Raw genomic sequence first — 14,400 nt, forward strand, 5'->3', positions numbered from 1 at the left:
TTATGATGTGATAAAAAGCACTTAATCACATCATTTCCGCATCTCTTATTCCTTAAAACATATAAATTTTTTTATTATCGACAAAAAAACCAAGACTTTTTACTTTATAGGAAAATAGGTAATAATTGAATCAATTTCATAAGGTATCATTTGTTACCAAAAAACGTATGAATTTCACATTTATTAATGTTTTTATCCGTGTATTGATTATTAACATGTTCAAGGTGAGAAAAATGTCCGTTTTTTGATTTAAGAGTCATAATTATGAAATTAACTCAATTAAAATAAATATAAAAACCGCATAAAATCTAAATGCGGTTCCTATTACTAAGTATTACATTTCTTTTTTTATTGCAGCATCTAAAGCAACAACAATCATATCATTAAAGGTAGTTTGACGTTCCTCAGCAGTTGTTTCTTCTCCAGTTAAGATATGGTCGCTAACTGTTAGAACTGATAATGCTTTACGACCAAATTTTGCTGCTAATGTATACAATGCTGCAGACTCCATTTCAATTGCAAGTATGCCATATCTAGCCCATTTCTCAAGTTCAGCGTTATCATTATAAAACATATCAGCTGTAAAGATGTTTCCAACTTTAAGATTAAGTCCTTTTTCAAGACCAGTATCATACGCTTTTTTAAGTAGCTCAAAATTAGCAGTCGGCGCATAATCAACTCCACCAAACGTTAAGCGATTCATTTGTGAATCTGTTGAAGCACTCATTGCTAAAATAACATCTCTTACCTTAACATCCTTTTGAATGGCACCGCATGTACCTACTCTAATAAGGTTTTGAACGCCATAACTGTTCATAAGTTCATTTATGTATATTGAAATAGATGGGACTCCCATCCCTGTACCTTGTACTGAAATACGCTCACCTTTATATGTACCAGTAAAACCAAGCATCCCCCTAACTTCATTATAACAAGATACATCTTCTAAAAATGTTTCTGCTATATACTTAGCACGTAGTGGATCACCTGGTAAGAGGACCGTTTCTGCTATTTCATTTTCTTTTGCTCCAATATGTACACTCATTTATAAAACCTCCAATTCTAATAGTACAAAGAGTAAATTTACTATACCATATTACATGAAATTTTTAAAAAATTATAGGAAACATTAATTAACATTAATCTTCCTTCAACCTTTCATGCAAAACAAATTTTGTCAGCTTTATCGTGAGCCGATATGGACATGATATAAAAGTAAACAGTTTAGGGAGGTAATTTCGCATGAAAAAGAAACTCGAACAAGCCGTACAACATGCAAATGAAACAAACCCAGGTTCCCGAAATGGAACTCAGCCTCATGAATCCAAGAACGCTAAAAAGAAAAAAACACATGCGACAAATAGATCTAATGAGATTTAAGGAGGTGGGTTATCATGGGTAAAAAGCATCGAAACAGAAATACACCTAAGAAAAATAATCACATTCCCCCTGAAGTGATTGCAGCTGAGGAAACAGCTCATTCAAAAGAACATACTTCAGATAAACGTAAAAATGGTCCTGGTCATCATATTTAATATTAAAAAGCTGACAGAATTAAGTTTCTGTCAGCTTTTATCTCACATGTATTCGGTTGATAATCTGCCATCCTTGTGGATAAAGCTTGTAATAAGTTTGCCCCTTTTTTCCCTCATCAATTAAAACAATATCACCTGTGCTTAAATACCTTGCATCATAATCTGTAGGCATGCGATCCGCCACATTAAAAGTTTGAAATACTTTTTCTAAAACATCCTTGTGGTTATTTCCTTCAAGAATAAGCCGATAAACATCTTTGTACCCTTTTTTCTCTCCAAAACTTGGAGTTTGGAAAATGGTAATATCAAAAGATAAAGTACGTTTTCTTACTAACAAGGAATAGACCATATTTCTCCCCCTCTACGAATCCATTTCATACTATTATAATTAGCTATTAAGAGGGGAATTCCTTTATCTAATACCTTCTATTTTTGTCGATAAATTGATGGATTTTAGCAAATATTGTAGACAAAATAACCAACCAAATAAAACCTACACTCCAACCTGCTAATACGTCTGTTAGATAATGAACACCTAAATACATTCTACTAACACCGATTAAAAATACTAGTACAGCTGTCATAACAGCTGCTGTCATTCTTTTTTTATGTTCTTTTATTATGTAAAATACCAATAAAAAGCAAATAAATCCATAAATGGCTGCTGAATTCATAGCATGTCCACTAGGGAAGCTATAATGAGATGCTTCATAAACGGCGTCAAACGATGGTCGTTCCCGCGAGAATACCTCTTTTAATTGATAATTAAGCTGCCTAACACTGTAAAGCGTCACAAATAAAAAAATGACTCCAACTATTTTTCGCTTAAATAAAAAATATAGTCCAATAACAAGACATAGTGGTAAATAAAACTTTAATGATCCCAGTTCGGTAATGACCAAAAATACGTCTGTTAAGAATGGTAAGCGTAATTTCTCAAAAAAAAGAGTAACACTTACATCTACGTTGTAAAAAAAATCAGTTGAATAAACAGATGCACAGGTTACAAAAATAAAACATGCAGCAATTACAAACCAGTTCACACCACTTACCTCCAAATCCTTTTACTTCTTTAAAGGGAAACATTCTATCAAGTAAAAAAGACCGACTATGAACGTATCGGTCTTTTTCTATAATTATAATCTATTATAAAAAATAGATGATTATACCTTTTTATGCTTTGATTGTTCGCGGTGACCGGGTGCTGGCTTCTGTTTATAAGCATATTCCTCTGCTGTTTCTGTATCTCTATGAGCCATTATGGCCTTTTGTTCAGGACTATTATGATGTTTTTTAGACAAGACGCTCACCTCACTCAGTAAAGTTAATTCAGAGTTAGTTTCTCTTTCTTCATTAAAAACATTCACATGTTAATTAGGGGACTCCTATAACCATAGGTCAACTCCCCTCATAAAGAGGGGAAATTTTATTGACCATCGGCACCATTTAAGGTTACTCTTCGAATATGATCATCTTCAAAGCCATTTTCTCTAAGTTTCTTCGCCTTATCATCCACAAGCTTCTTTTGATCTACCTCTGATGATGGTGTGTTTTTCTTCTTAGACATGTTGTACCTCCAAAAAAGAATGTGTCACAATCTTTAGTTTAGCTAAAATGGAGATTTTCATTCAGGCACCTAGCCCTTCCCGGAATTTGTAAAGAATGGTGACCTTATATTCATTCATCAGCTTTGACTTGACCTGTATAGATCAAGATTGCATTTTTTAAGAATTCAGCAGTTCCTTTATTTTCTTTATCGTAGTATGCTGTAAAACGTTCATCTTCAACATACATTTGTGCTAGTCCTGCATGGGCTTCCTTTGTATAATGATCCCAATAAAAACTTAACCATTGGCGATGTAAATCTGCTGCTTTTTGAGCAATCTCACTTCCTGGGTCTCCTGTTTTAAATGCCTCATTAATACTGCTTAAAACTTCAGCACCTAATTGTTCAACTTGATAATATTGGTTTTGAGTCATGTTTTTTAATTTATTGTTTGATTTGTCAACTGTTGCATCACCATATTTTAATCTAATTTCCTCTCCGTATTTTTGTTCATTTTCTTCAATTAATTGATCTTTAAAGCCCTCAAACTTTTCTTTGTCAGTCATTTTCATTCTCCCTTCCTCTGTAGCAATTGTCTTTCTTACATTTTCAATTAGAACATTCAGTTGTGCTCGTTTAGATAAAAGATTTTCTAAATGTTCTTCAAGGGCCGCTGTTTGATCAAATGATGGAGAAGATAAGATTTGCTTAATACAATCTAACTCAACCCCAAGTTCACGATAAAACATGATTTGCTGTAGTATATTAACTTCAGCAGGTCCATATATACGATAGCCTGATGAGTTGATTCTTGCCGGCTTAAGAATTCCAATCTCATCATAGTATCGTAATGTTCTTGTACTCACTCCAGCTAATGTTGCTAGCTTTTTTACTGTATATTCCATCTTTAGCCCCCCCTTATAAAAATCATAAAGCCTTACGTTACGTTAATGTAAATAACTTATTTCAAAAGAAATTATAGGTAAAAAGGCTCAAAAAAATTACCGACACTAAATTATGGTATTATTTGTAAATTACATGTAGATAATAAAGCTCAGTATGATTTAAGGAGTAATTATATGCACTTCCTAATTTTATCCTTTGTTATATATCTAGCTATTAAAAAAGCTAAGTGGAATGAATGGGAGCAATATTATCCAACAATGCTTTATATGTCATTAGCTAGCTTTTTATATGAATATATATCGCATACTCATTACCATCTTTGGGAGTTAGAAACTGGTCCTTTTATTTCACATATGAATGTTCATTTTTTACATAATTTAATTATTAACCCTCTAATAGCTTTTATCTTTTTATCAAATTATCCTACTATTCCCTTTAAGAAATTTCTTTATATTTTACGTTGGGTACTAATTTTTTTTATTGGAGAATGGTTTGGAAGGATGACAGAAATTCTAACCTATCATCATGGGTGGAACTTAGCATGGTCATTTCTTTTTATCATAATTATGTTTCCAATGATTAGATTTCATTATATTTATCCTATTAGAGCGTTGTTTTTATCGGTCTTTTTTGTGATCTTCTTTTTAGAAATATTTCACTATATTTAATGCATTTCATAGCAATCCAAATAAAAAACCTTCGTAGAATAGAAACGAAGGTTTAGTATAAGAATTATTCACTTAAGTCCACATTATGAAAGACTTGTTTTACGTCTTCTAAATCTTCTAACGCGTCAATCATTTTTTCGAATTGAGCTTTTGCATCATCTGATAATGTTACATCACTTTGCGCAAGCATCGTTAGTTCAGCGACAGTAAATTCCGTTACACCAACACTTTTAAATGCTTCTTGTACAGCATGAAATTGATCCGGTTCTGCATAAACGATAACAGAATCATCTTCTTCTAAAATATCTCTTGCATCAACGTCTGCTTCCATTAAAAGTTCTAACACCTCATCAGCTGTTTTTCCTTCAACCCCAATAACAGCTGTTGCATCAAACATATAAGCTACAGACCCACTAACGCCCATATTTCCACCGTTTTTTCCGAATGCAGCACGAACATCTGAAGCTGTACGATTCACGTTATTTGTAAGAGCATCAACGATGACCATAGAACCATTTGGTCCAAATCCTTCATATCGAAGCTCATCATAGCTTTCTTCTGTTCCACCCTTTGCTTTTTCAATTGCTCGATCAATAATTGTTTTTGGAACACTATATGTTTTTGCACGCTCAAGAACAACCTTTAATGCTTGGTTAGCTTCTGGATCTGGCTCACCTTGCTTTGCTACAACATATATTTCTCGACCAAATTTCGCATAAATACGACTAGTATTTGCATCCTTAGAAGCTTTTTTTTCCTTAATATTATTCCATTTACGACCCATTAAAAACACTCACTTTCAACGTTAAATCTACTACTAAAAACTTATATATTGTAATCCTTTAAACATAATCACTAAACTCTATTATACCTTATTTACTCATTATGTTAAAAGATATTAAATGTTGAAAAAGGAAAGTAAAAAAACTAATTAGTATGACAAAAAGACAGAAAAGCAATAAAGCCTTCCTGCCCTAGAAATTACTCTGAAACTTCCTCTGTATCATAAACAATCCAATCAGATCCATTTACTTGATTAGAAAAATGAATGATTTTATCCTTAACTCTTTCATATTCCGCCCCACTTAATAAGGTTGGTTGATAATCATTATGAGTTGAAACCGATGAAATCGAAAACGGAATGACATTAATTTCTTTTTTATCAGTAAGTTTTCCATTTTTTATATGAAACGTTTGCTGAAAAACAAACGTATCTTTGTCTGAAGGGTTTTTATTTCCTCCAAACATAAAGTTCCCAAGACTATAGACAATAAACTTTCCGTTATACTCTTCAATTCCTTGTAAAACATGTGGATGATGACCTAATATTAAGTCTGCTCCAGCATCCACACTAAATCTTGCAAGTGATTTTTGATCCTCATTTGGAACATATTGTTTCTCATCTCCCCAATGAAAGTGGATCAACACGATTTGAGCTCCTTGCTCTCTTAGAGACTGTATATCTTTTTCGATTGTTGTACGGATTTCTTCGGTATCTTCCCATCCTTCGTAACCAAGTGCACCAATTTCAACTTCATTAATGGTTGTTATATATTGATTTTCATAACCAAAATACCCAACCTCTTTCTCTTTTAAAGCTTCAATTGTATCTTCATATCCTTTTTGCTTATAATCAAAGATATGATTATTTGCTAAATTGACTGCCTCAATTCCACCCAGTTTTAGAATTTGGGCATATTCAGGATCTCCTTTAAAACGAAATGTTTTCTCAGCTTTTTCTGTTGCATTTGTTAAGGTTGTTTCTAAATTAACAGTAGTAAAGTCATCTTCTTTAAAAACATCATTAAGTCCCTCTAAAAAGTAAGACAGACCATTTGTAGAAGCTGTTTGAACAAATGAACCGTTATAATCAAAGTTTTCATCCATACCTAGAGTAAAATCACCAGCAGCACTAATTTTTATTGATGCATCTACATCACTTGGCACTTCCACTAGTTGTTTTTCAGATATAACACTCTCTTTTCCATCATGCTCTGAGGTCGTTACAACTGCTGATTTTTCTGATTTTAGGAGTGAATAAGCAGAACTAACTATTAAAATAAAAATAATCCCAAAAAGAATCCTTCTATAAACCTTTTTTAGTCTTCTACGTTTCCTGCGATTTGTTACCCTTGATAGAGATGCATGTTTCTCGTCCATTTCTTTTTCCCCTTTTTACAAAAGTGCTCTATGTAGCATACTTTAAAACCTAAAACTTCAACATATAAATGCAACTATAAGTTAGAGCTTAAATAAGAATAGTTTAATATACATATAACGATATTTTCTACCTAATTGTTACATTTTTTTAAAACAAATTACCTACACTATTATTCTATCGTAAATCTTTATGTTTTATTAGTACAAAAAAAGTTGATTAGTATGAATGAATTATATTTAACTGATTAAATTAATCATGTATAATGGGTTTGAGTCAAATTTCCTAGGAAAAAATAACTATTAACCGTGGAGGAATTTTTGTGAGTATATACAATTTTACAGCAAAAGCAATGAATGGAATGGAAAGATCTCTTGAAGAGTATAAAGGAAAAGTATTATTAATTGTTAATACTGCAGGTAGATGCGGATTTACATATCAATATGAAGACTTACAGAAGCTATACAATCGCTATAAAGAAAAAGATTTTGTCATTTTAGGGTTTCCTTGTAATCAATTTGATAACCAAGAACCTGATTCAAATGATACCATTCAAGCGAACTGCCTATTAAACTATGGGGTTAGTTTTCCATTATTCCAAAAAACAAATGTAAGAGATGAAAACATTCACCCATTATTCGATTATCTATCACAAAGTAAACCTTTTGAGGGATTTAATCCTTTCCATCCTGTTGCAAAAATACTAATTCCGTTACTAAATGAAAAACACCCAGAATATTTAACAGATAATTACTCAATTAAATGGAACTTCACAAAATTCTTAATTGATCAGGACGGTAACGTTGTAAAACGTTTTGAATGTACAACAGATCCTATTGACATGGAGCAGGATATAGAAACATTATTAAATAATGTAACAGCTTAAATACATGCCAAAAACTATTGGAACACTATTCTGTTCCAATAGTTTTTCTTTTCTAACTATGATTTTCTAGAATTTCCTTAAAAATGCTTTTAACTTGATTTAGTTCATTTTCTTCTATTGTAAATTTAATAATAGATTCATCTAAATCAAGTGCTTCTGAAAAAAGACCAGCAAGCCCTCTTGCACGGCGGTCGACTTCTACTACAACTTCTATTTTTTGATCATCAATTAAGAAAAACATAACTTCCACTTCATCGAATTTTCCATAATACGTACCCGATGTTGGAATAAATTCAAATTCTTGTACAAACGGTAATCTTTTTCTTAATTTAAATGAAGCCTCTTCGTTTTTGACCTTTCTTAAGGAAAAGCCTAATTCTTTCAAAACATTTAAAATGTGATCCATCATTTTATTAGGTAAAATTGTCACAACATCTCGATCTTGTGGATCAACAGCACCTTTTATGTCCACACCTGTTTGAATCCATACTTGTGATGAACCTACACTAACCGGTGTGTCTAATGGCATTTCAATTTGGAAAGGGAATGTTTTAGTTTCTCCAGGCATAATGACAAACGGTTCATTTAACTTAATGGTTGCGATCACAGCATGCTTATTGATTACGCGATCATCTTGTTCTTTTTCATAATTAGTGTTGACTGTTAAATAGATCTCATCTACCGCTTGTTCTACATTTCCACCTTGTACATCAATAACTCCTTCTACTTTTTCACCAATCGTGATGGATGATTTAGAAAGTTTAGCATCAACCTTTGCAGAACCAACTCCAACACTTGCCAGGATTTTATTAAAAAATGACATTCTGTTTCCTCCTCATTTTATAACCCTTTAATATCCTTCATAATTTGATTGACCTCAGCATATGGTTCATCTAATTGAAGCATTTTACGCAGTATTCTTTTTGAATGGTCTGTAATATCCAACTCTTCTTCCCATGACCTTTTTTCCCTAGTTTTTGGTTGAAATGAGGAATAAAGCAAAAATAAAAGAAAATGACCTAATGCATAAAAATCACTTTTAAATGAAACTTCTCGAAACAACTTTTTCTCTAAAGAATCAAATTGTTCAGAAGTATCATCCTTTATGAATCTAGCCAGACCAAAATCAATAATGTACTTTTCTGCTCCGTTTTTTAAAATATTAGGAATACGTAAATCGCGGTGAACCCATCCAATATCATGAAACAATTTTACTAATTCAAGTACGTCATAAAGCTCCTTCAATGCTTCTTCTTCTGAAAAAGTCATATTTTCTAAAAAAATAAGTTCTTCATATGTTTTACCTTGTTTATATTCCATCACAATAAAGTGTTTTTGATTTTCTATAAATTCATCATAAAAAGCTGGAATAGAAGAATCGTTTAAAGTTCTTAAAATAGTGACTTCATGTTTAAAAGATTCTTCTCCAGACTTTTCAAGCATTTTATATTTCCGTAATTGCTTTAGCACTTTATGCTGATTTTCTTCATCTTTCACTAAATATGTGAACCCATAGCTACCTTTACCTAAAAGCTTCTTAATGACATATTTCTCATTTACAGTTTGATGAGCTTTTAATGGTTGCTCTGTTAGTTCAATCCACTTTTTGGTGAACTTATTCATTAACTACTATATGAACTAAAAAACCCACTTGATTTATGCTTTCTTTTGTAGTGTTGATGTCCATATTTTGACGGGTGATAATGATGAGATTTTCTTCTTTTAAAATCACTCGAACTGTAACTTCTTCGATATGAATGTGAATGTTTACTTGAAGATAATAAAGATTTAAGGATTTTCTTTAACATATTAAATCCCTCTTTCTAAAAATTTTATTTTTTTTATTATATCTCATTAGTATATACGACAAGAAAGAACAAAGGTTTCAAAAATTTCATACAAATAAAATAGGAATTTAACTACAACTACTGTAATAAACAGCCTACTTTAAAGGACGGTTTAATTATGATTGACGAATTTAGAAATAAAAAAGCAAACGACCAGTTTCTTGAGCAGCAACTAAAGAACATATTGAAAAAATCTCCTCCTTTTGTTATTACACAAAAAGAAAGAGAAATAATCAACACTATTTCTAATGAAACAAAAATTCACAATAAAAATAATCTTACTAGAACAAATGCGTATTTAACATTTTATCATCAACATCCAGAGATTCATTGGGCTTTTCTTGCGCATATGGTTTCACGCAATGGTGGATACAATATGACTGATTTGAAAAGTCCTTTACTTGAATCTTTTGTTGAAAGCAAGCAACAAACCATTCTGTTTCATTTTTTAGAAAGAGCTAATGCTCTGATTTTTCATGATGCTTATCCACAGCTATTACTTTATAAAAAAAGCAAAGAAGATTCTACTGATTACTTCGATTTATTACCTTATTTTCATGTTTCTAAATTCATGATCCCAATTTGGAAATTCTTCTTTACTTCACAACAATCTTCACTGCTAACATATGCATTAATAACCAATGAACAGCATTATGTTGAAAAACACTTAATGACACTTCCTTTCACAAAAAAAACTGTTCTACATTCATTTACGTATTTGCTTCAGGAAAAATTAGGATTCACACATGTGCTTTTTCCTTTTAAACGCTATCGCTTTTTAAATAAGCATTCATTAGCAGGTTTAGAAGTTCATGACTTTTCTTCTGTTAAGACTAGAATAGATACTGGTAAGAAACTATACAGCATCCTTTTTTCAAAAAATTGGCTTACTTCATTTTCTCAATTTGCTACTAAATATGAACACACAGCTTCACGTCATGATTATTGGCCTCATATTTTCACCAATAACAAAATGAATGCTAATAAAATTTACAGCCCACCACTAAGTAAGGCTTGGGAGGATGTTCCACACATATTCCAAAAATACCAGGATTGGTATTTTGACTTTTCACAAATAAGACATTTTCATACCCCATTTAATATTGAATTTCAGGTTATCTCAAAAAATGTGAAACATGATTTAAAACTTATTAAGGCATTGTCAACTATGAAAGATCTATTAACATAATAAAAAAGGCTGACATACATTCATGTCAGCCTCCCTAGTATTCTTCCTATTCATTCTCTTCATAGTCTAAATCTTCATCGATAATGCATTTGTTAAGAAGGTAATCGAATGTTATATCTGCAAGTTCTCCAAGTTCTTCTTCACCTGGAACATACCCTCTTTTTGTGAGCTCATTGTAAAAGAACTCAGCAATCTCCTCAGTATCAATAATTACTTCTATTTCCTTCACAATATCGCCCCCCTTCTATTTTTTATGTCCATTTGAAGGGACATATGCAAATCAATGAATAATTTTTTTATAGGACTTTATAAAATGAACAGGAATAAATAAAGAGTGACAACATATAGATAGTTTTAAGTGGACAAGCTAAAAAAGGGGCGGAAATCAATATGTTAAAAGACATTCAATATCCTTCAGTTTATAGTGAAAAGAAACAACAAAATTCTAAACAACGTGTACTAGATTTTATTGATGGCAACGGCTTTGATTCTCTTTTAGAGATTTCATTAAAAGCACTATTTTATGGAATGGTCTTTTTCTGTGTTCCTTACCTTATTTATCTCATTATCTCTTTGGCCTTATAAACTAGTCTTTATATCTATATAAGCTCTTTAAAATTAAGTTCATCATATCCTTGTATTCTTCATCGTGAAACATTTTAAATAAGGTTTCATAATCGTTATAGATATCAAGCATTTCATCTATTAATTTTTTATAATTTTCTTCTTCAACAGGTTGTTTTGTTGACTCAAGACCAATGTAACTATGAATCATAGAAGCATAATATCGACTTTCGTCTGAAATTGTATTATGCAAATGAAGCTGCTGCATAAAAGACTCAGCCTCTTGATTGCTGATCATTAGGCTCATTTCATCCTCAGTAGCTTCTAACCATTCTCCATCGGACATACGGTTTAATTCATACGTTAGTTCTTCCCACCCGTCCTCCGCATATCTCCACACTTCTGTTCTCACACCTACAATGCGAAATAAAGAGCTTCCGTATCCTTTAACTAAAACAATATCACCTATTTGATAGTGAACATCAATGTTTATTTTTTCTGTCTCAATAAGAGATCCTTCATAATCAGAAAATAATTGAAGGGCATTTTCATAATACAAAATATCACCATAATTCACTTCGTACGCATATTGATGATCAACAAAATGGAGCTTAGTTATGGTACCCACGGTTCCATACATAATAATCACGACAATATCCCCTATTTTAAATTTTGGTCTGTTTTTATTTTTCATTTCCATCTCTCCTTTGTCGTGATTGTAAGGATAAGATAGTATATGCTGAAACTTAAAATTCGTCATGGATAGTTTTTTACAAGGAAAACCAAAAGGACAAAGATGAGCGTTTGTTCATCTTTGTCCTTTTAGTTATATTCTTCTTAAAATTTCATTCTGATAACGATCCCAGGCATCGTCGAAAACTGACATACTTTGTAAATAATGACCGTTCATCTCCAAATAAGAACTCAGCTCATCATAACGATCAGTTGTCTTCGGAAAAGCATGATCAAGATATGCATCATTGGCAAATTTAGATAAATCATCCTTTGGTTTTGGATGACGATATTTCATTAAATAATGATAAAAAGACTTCATCCGTTATTCCCCCGTTGTTTTTGCTTATTAAAGACTAGGATAATACAACTGAAGAACTTTAATCAAGCCTCGATTATATTTTCTCCCTTAATTAATGTTATTTCTTAAATAAAACAAGTAAAACCACAGGAGATTTACTGTGGTTTAGTTTCGGTTCATTTTAAACACTCATTTCTTCATACTGAAAATCTATCTCAAATCCAAGATCCTTAAGCATTTTATGATCTGCAGTGCTTTCTTGCCCCGCTGTTGTCAAATAATCTCCTACAAATATGGAATTTGCTGCATATAAGCCAAGTGGTTGTAGAGACCTTAAATTCACTTCACGGCCCCCAGAAATTCTAATTTCTTTTGTTGGGTTTATGTAACGAAATAAAGCTAGTACTTTCAAACAATATCTAGGATTTAAATCATTTGTCCCTTCAAGAGGTGTGCCATCTATTGCATGTAAAAAGTTTACCGGGATTGAATCTGCATCTAATTCTCTTAAACTATATGCCATATTCAACACATCATCTAATGTTTCACGCATTCCAACAATAACACCTGAACAAGGTGAAATACCACTTCGCTTTACCAACTCAACTGTATTCGTACGATCTTCGTATGTATGCGAAGTCGTGATAGAAGAATGATGTTCTTTCGATGTATTTATATTATGATTATAACGATCTACTCCAGCTTCTTTTAAACGCCTTGCCTGATCTGGTTTTAGGATACCTAGGCATGCACAAATTTTCAATCCATATTTGTCCTTTATTTCACCAACAGCAGTTGTTACTTGATCAACTTCCTTATCACTTGGCCCCCGGCCACTTGCAACAATACAATATGTACCCACTTTTAAGTTATGAGCTTGCTCTGCACCTTTTAAAATAGATTCTTTATCTAGCATTCTATATTTCTCTATTGGTGCCTTTGAAACAACTGATTGTGAACAATAACCACAATTCTCAGGGCATAATCCTGATTTAGTATTGATAATCATATTAAGTTTCACTTTTTTTCCATAATAATGTTTTCTAATCTTAAATGCACCATTTAATAGTAATAATAAGTCATCATCATCACACGTTAAAATTGATTTCGCTTCTACCCTGGTTAAAGCTCTTCCATTTATCACATCGTCCGCCAATAATCCCCAATTCATTTTCCCATTCCCCCTTAGGTTACTTATAATAATGGTAATGAATGGGTATTGTTATGTCAACCATTTTATCGTTATAGTTAACATAAAAAGCATAATATTTTCCTAATATAGGTGCACACTTAATGCTATATTATGAACTAACTTATATCGGCTCAAAAAAAGAGCTCACATCGGAGCTCCTTTTCAAAAAAATTAGTGAATGTAAGCCGCACCAACGATAATTAATAAAATGAACAACACAACAATTAATACGAAGCTATTTCCATAACCATATCCACCTGTGCTTGGGTATCCATAATCATAATAGCAATGCATATTGTTTCACTCCTCGTATCGAATTTAGATTTCCCTTTACTTTATGTCATGGGTGGGTTGTATCGTATGTGCATTCGCCTATTTGTAGGTAAAAAACTAATTTTTAAAAGAATTGCAAAAACCGGGCTACATCCATAGCCCGGTTTCCTTTCTTTAACGTTCAAAAAATTCGATCCATTCTTTTTCTGGACCTCTAAAGAAAATATACTTTGCTCCATTTGGCAACTCTGTGATCTCTTCAAAGATCCATTCTACGTTTGCCGCACGTAATCTATCTCTTTCTTTCTCAATATTATCAACTTGAAAAGCAATATGATGAACCTTTCCTTCATCAGGTAAATTAGGATTATATCCTTCTATAAGTTCAACAATAATATTGCCTCCCACACCTAAAAATGCTAGCTTCATTTTTCCATCTGTATGTAAAAATTGATCGAGCAATTCAAGACCAACTACATCTTTGTAAAATGTAATGCTTTTTTCAATATTTTCCACTTGTATTCCAACATGCTCAAAGCCTAATACTGACATCTGTTCTACTCCTCTTTTTCTATTTTATTCCCATTTTAATACAAAGAATGC

At 32.1% G+C, this 14,400-nt stretch carries 22 protein-coding genes and 1 pseudogene; 6 read left to right on the top strand and 17 right to left on the bottom strand.

What is annotated here, in order from left to right:
• Positions 1 to 334 precede the first annotated feature (334 nt).
• Positions 335 to 1,045, bottom strand: coding sequence for a purine-nucleoside phosphorylase (deoD, locus tag D9842_RS10410; protein ID WP_121662470.1), 711 nt, complete (start codon positions 1,043 to 1,045; stop codon positions 335 to 337).
• Between the two features lie 197 nt (positions 1,046 to 1,242).
• Here deoD and D9842_RS25855 point away from each other — a divergent pair, with 197 nt between their 5' ends.
• Both D9842_RS25855 and D9842_RS25860 read left to right on the top strand, forming a co-directional pair.
• Positions 1,243 to 1,380, top strand: a complete 138-nt coding sequence (locus D9842_RS25855; RefSeq protein ID WP_162987393.1) for a hypothetical protein — start codon at positions 1,243 to 1,245, stop codon at positions 1,378 to 1,380.
• Positions 1,381 to 1,394: 14 nt separating this feature from the next.
• Positions 1,395 to 1,535, top strand: coding sequence for a hypothetical protein (locus tag D9842_RS25860; protein ID WP_162987394.1), 141 nt, complete (start codon positions 1,395 to 1,397; stop codon positions 1,533 to 1,535).
• A 37-nt stretch (positions 1,536 to 1,572) separates the two neighbouring features.
• Here D9842_RS25860 and D9842_RS10415 read toward each other — a convergent pair whose 3' ends face one another.
• The 5 genes from D9842_RS10415 to D9842_RS10430 all read right to left on the bottom strand — a co-directional run bounded on the left by D9842_RS10415 (position 1,573) and on the right by D9842_RS10430 (position 3,986).
• On the bottom strand, positions 1,573 to 1,884 hold the full coding sequence (locus D9842_RS10415) for a YodL domain-containing protein (RefSeq protein WP_121662471.1): 312 nt from the start codon (positions 1,882 to 1,884) through the stop codon (positions 1,573 to 1,575).
• Positions 1,885 to 1,951: 67 nt separating this feature from the next.
• Positions 1,952 to 2,578, bottom strand: a complete 627-nt coding sequence (locus tag D9842_RS10420; RefSeq protein WP_162987395.1) for a phosphatase PAP2 family protein — start codon at positions 2,576 to 2,578, stop codon at positions 1,952 to 1,954.
• 120 nt (positions 2,579 to 2,698) lie between these two features.
• Positions 2,699 to 2,836 carry a hypothetical protein gene (locus D9842_RS10425; RefSeq protein ID WP_162987396.1) on the bottom strand — a complete coding sequence of 46 codons (138 nt, stop codon included), beginning with the start codon at positions 2,834 to 2,836 and terminating at the stop codon, positions 2,699 to 2,701.
• A 125-nt stretch (positions 2,837 to 2,961) separates the two neighbouring features.
• Positions 2,962 to 3,102, bottom strand: a complete 141-nt coding sequence (locus D9842_RS25865; protein ID WP_162987397.1) for a hypothetical protein — start codon at positions 3,100 to 3,102, stop codon at positions 2,962 to 2,964.
• A gap of 110 nt (positions 3,103 to 3,212) precedes the next feature.
• Positions 3,213 to 3,986, bottom strand: a complete 774-nt coding sequence (locus tag D9842_RS10430; protein ID WP_121662474.1) for a MerR family transcriptional regulator — start codon at positions 3,984 to 3,986, stop codon at positions 3,213 to 3,215.
• Between the two features lie 174 nt (positions 3,987 to 4,160).
• Between D9842_RS10430 and D9842_RS10435 the strand changes: the two genes are divergently transcribed.
• Positions 4,161 to 4,655 carry a CBO0543 family protein gene (locus tag D9842_RS10435; protein WP_121662475.1) on the top strand — a complete coding sequence of 165 codons (495 nt, stop codon included), beginning with the start codon at positions 4,161 to 4,163 and terminating at the stop codon, positions 4,653 to 4,655.
• Between the two features lie 64 nt (positions 4,656 to 4,719).
• On the opposite strand, the gene D9842_RS10440 is transcribed toward D9842_RS10435, so the two are convergent.
• On the bottom strand, positions 4,720 to 5,439 hold the full coding sequence (locus D9842_RS10440; RefSeq protein ID WP_121662476.1) for a YebC/PmpR family DNA-binding transcriptional regulator: 720 nt from the start codon (positions 5,437 to 5,439) through the stop codon (positions 4,720 to 4,722).
• 197 nt (positions 5,440 to 5,636) lie between these two features.
• Positions 5,637 to 6,815 carry a CapA family protein gene (locus tag D9842_RS10445; protein ID WP_121662477.1) on the bottom strand — a complete coding sequence of 393 codons (1,179 nt, stop codon included), beginning with the start codon at positions 6,813 to 6,815 and terminating at the stop codon, positions 5,637 to 5,639.
• A 320-nt stretch (positions 6,816 to 7,135) separates the two neighbouring features.
• Here D9842_RS10445 and D9842_RS10450 point away from each other — a divergent pair, with 320 nt between their 5' ends.
• Positions 7,136 to 7,699 (top strand): glutathione peroxidase, encoded by a 564-nt coding sequence (locus D9842_RS10450; protein ID WP_121662478.1) that lies wholly within the window; start codon positions 7,136 to 7,138, stop codon positions 7,697 to 7,699.
• Positions 7,700 to 7,751: 52 nt separating this feature from the next.
• Here D9842_RS10450 and D9842_RS10455 read toward each other — a convergent pair whose 3' ends face one another.
• The 3 genes from D9842_RS10455 to D9842_RS10465 are packed head-to-tail and all read right to left on the bottom strand — an operon-like array spanning position 7,752 to position 9,507.
• Positions 7,752 to 8,522, bottom strand: a complete 771-nt coding sequence (locus tag D9842_RS10455; protein ID WP_121662479.1) for a sporulation protein — start codon at positions 8,520 to 8,522, stop codon at positions 7,752 to 7,754.
• A 17-nt stretch (positions 8,523 to 8,539) separates the two neighbouring features.
• The gene (locus D9842_RS10460; protein ID WP_121662480.1) at positions 8,540 to 9,322 is read right to left on the bottom strand and encodes a serine/threonine protein kinase; all 783 of its coding nucleotides are present in this window, start codon (positions 9,320 to 9,322) and stop codon (positions 8,540 to 8,542) included.
• A complete protein-coding gene (locus tag D9842_RS10465) occupies positions 9,322 to 9,507 on the bottom strand; it encodes a hypothetical protein (protein ID WP_098799500.1) in 186 nt (61 codons plus the stop codon). Before D9842_RS10465 ends, D9842_RS10460 begins: the two co-directional genes overlap by 1 nt.
• Positions 9,508 to 9,664: 157 nt before the next feature.
• On the opposite strand from D9842_RS10465, the gene D9842_RS10470 reads away from it, so the two are divergent.
• On the top strand, positions 9,665 to 10,735 hold the full coding sequence (locus tag D9842_RS10470) for a DUF2515 family protein (protein WP_121662481.1): 1,071 nt from the start codon (positions 9,665 to 9,667) through the stop codon (positions 10,733 to 10,735).
• Between the two features lie 46 nt (positions 10,736 to 10,781).
• Here the strand turns inward: D9842_RS10470 and D9842_RS10475 are convergent, their stop codons facing one another.
• Complete coding sequence (locus D9842_RS10475) at positions 10,782 to 10,964, bottom strand: YozD family protein (RefSeq protein WP_098799498.1); 183 nt, start codon at positions 10,962 to 10,964, stop codon at positions 10,782 to 10,784.
• 161 nt (positions 10,965 to 11,125) lie between these two features.
• On the opposite strand from D9842_RS10475, the gene D9842_RS10480 reads away from it, so the two are divergent.
• Positions 11,126 to 11,320 (top strand): hypothetical protein, encoded by a 195-nt coding sequence (locus D9842_RS10480; protein WP_121662482.1) that lies wholly within the window; start codon positions 11,126 to 11,128, stop codon positions 11,318 to 11,320.
• A 1-nt stretch (position 11,321) separates the two neighbouring features.
• Here D9842_RS10480 and D9842_RS10485 read toward each other — a convergent pair whose 3' ends face one another.
• The 5 genes and pseudogenes from D9842_RS10485 to D9842_RS10505 form a co-directional block, all read right to left on the bottom strand.
• On the bottom strand, positions 11,322 to 11,993 hold the full coding sequence (locus D9842_RS10485; protein WP_121662483.1) for a hypothetical protein: 672 nt from the start codon (positions 11,991 to 11,993) through the stop codon (positions 11,322 to 11,324).
• A 132-nt stretch (positions 11,994 to 12,125) separates the two neighbouring features.
• Positions 12,126 to 12,353: a YozE family protein gene (locus D9842_RS10490; RefSeq protein ID WP_121662484.1), complete on the bottom strand. Its 228-nt coding sequence runs from the start codon at positions 12,351 to 12,353 to the stop codon at positions 12,126 to 12,128.
• A gap of 160 nt (positions 12,354 to 12,513) precedes the next feature.
• The gene (gene bioB, locus D9842_RS10495) at positions 12,514 to 13,503 is read right to left on the bottom strand and encodes a biotin synthase BioB (protein WP_121662485.1); all 990 of its coding nucleotides are present in this window, start codon (positions 13,501 to 13,503) and stop codon (positions 12,514 to 12,516) included.
• A gap of 192 nt (positions 13,504 to 13,695) precedes the next feature.
• Positions 13,696 to 13,773 (bottom strand): annotated as a pseudogene (locus D9842_RS26325) (YjcZ family sporulation protein); the annotation flags it as partial.
• Between the two features lie 198 nt (positions 13,774 to 13,971).
• Entirely contained in the window at positions 13,972 to 14,349 is a 378-nt protein-coding gene (locus D9842_RS10505; RefSeq protein WP_121662487.1) for a VOC family protein, read from the bottom strand.
• Between the last annotated feature and the right edge of the window lie 51 nt (positions 14,350 to 14,400).

It is taken from the genome of Metabacillus litoralis, from assembly GCF_003667825.1.
Lineage (GTDB): Bacteria > Bacillota > Bacilli > Bacillales > Bacillaceae > Metabacillus > Metabacillus litoralis_B.

Excerpts from the sequence above, each read along its gene's own strand:
- D9842_RS10465 (WP_098799500.1), bottom strand. The coding sequence starts at position 9,507 with ATGTTAAAGAAAATCCTTAAATCTTTATTATCTTCAAGTAAACATTCA.
- D9842_RS10415 (WP_121662471.1), bottom strand. The coding sequence starts at position 1,884 with ATGGTCTATTCCTTGTTAGTAAGAAAACGTACTTTATCTTTTGATATT.
- D9842_RS10455 (WP_121662479.1), bottom strand. The coding sequence starts at position 8,522 with ATGTCATTTTTTAATAAAATCCTGGCAAGTGTTGGAGTTGGTTCTGCA.
- D9842_RS10480 (WP_121662482.1), top strand. The coding sequence starts at position 11,126 with ATGTTAAAAGACATTCAATATCCTTCAGTTTATAGTGAAAAGAAACAA.
- D9842_RS25860 (WP_162987394.1), top strand. The coding sequence starts at position 1,395 with ATGGGTAAAAAGCATCGAAACAGAAATACACCTAAGAAAAATAATCAC.
- deoD (WP_121662470.1), bottom strand. The coding sequence starts at position 1,045 with ATGAGTGTACATATTGGAGCAAAAGAAAATGAAATAGCAGAAACGGTC.
- D9842_RS10435 (WP_121662475.1), top strand. The coding sequence starts at position 4,161 with ATGCACTTCCTAATTTTATCCTTTGTTATATATCTAGCTATTAAAAAA.
- D9842_RS10430 (WP_121662474.1), bottom strand. The coding sequence starts at position 3,986 with ATGGAATATACAGTAAAAAAGCTAGCAACATTAGCTGGAGTGAGTACA.
- D9842_RS10505 (WP_121662487.1), bottom strand. The coding sequence starts at position 14,349 with ATGTCAGTATTAGGCTTTGAGCATGTTGGAATACAAGTGGAAAATATT.
- D9842_RS25865 (WP_162987397.1), bottom strand. The coding sequence starts at position 3,102 with ATGTCTAAGAAGAAAAACACACCATCATCAGAGGTAGATCAAAAGAAG.
- D9842_RS10485 (WP_121662483.1), bottom strand. The coding sequence starts at position 11,993 with ATGAAAAATAAAAACAGACCAAAATTTAAAATAGGGGATATTGTCGTG.
- D9842_RS10440 (WP_121662476.1), bottom strand. The coding sequence starts at position 5,439 with ATGGGTCGTAAATGGAATAATATTAAGGAAAAAAAAGCTTCTAAGGAT.
- D9842_RS10470 (WP_121662481.1), top strand. The coding sequence starts at position 9,665 with ATGATTGACGAATTTAGAAATAAAAAAGCAAACGACCAGTTTCTTGAG.
- D9842_RS10445 (WP_121662477.1), bottom strand. The coding sequence starts at position 6,815 with ATGGACGAGAAACATGCATCTCTATCAAGGGTAACAAATCGCAGGAAA.
- bioB (WP_121662485.1), bottom strand. The coding sequence starts at position 13,503 with ATGAATTGGGGATTATTGGCGGACGATGTGATAAATGGAAGAGCTTTA.
- D9842_RS10460 (WP_121662480.1), bottom strand. The coding sequence starts at position 9,322 with ATGAATAAGTTCACCAAAAAGTGGATTGAACTAACAGAGCAACCATTA.
- D9842_RS25855 (WP_162987393.1), top strand. The coding sequence starts at position 1,243 with ATGAAAAAGAAACTCGAACAAGCCGTACAACATGCAAATGAAACAAAC.
- D9842_RS10490 (WP_121662484.1), bottom strand. The coding sequence starts at position 12,353 with ATGAAGTCTTTTTATCATTATTTAATGAAATATCGTCATCCAAAACCA.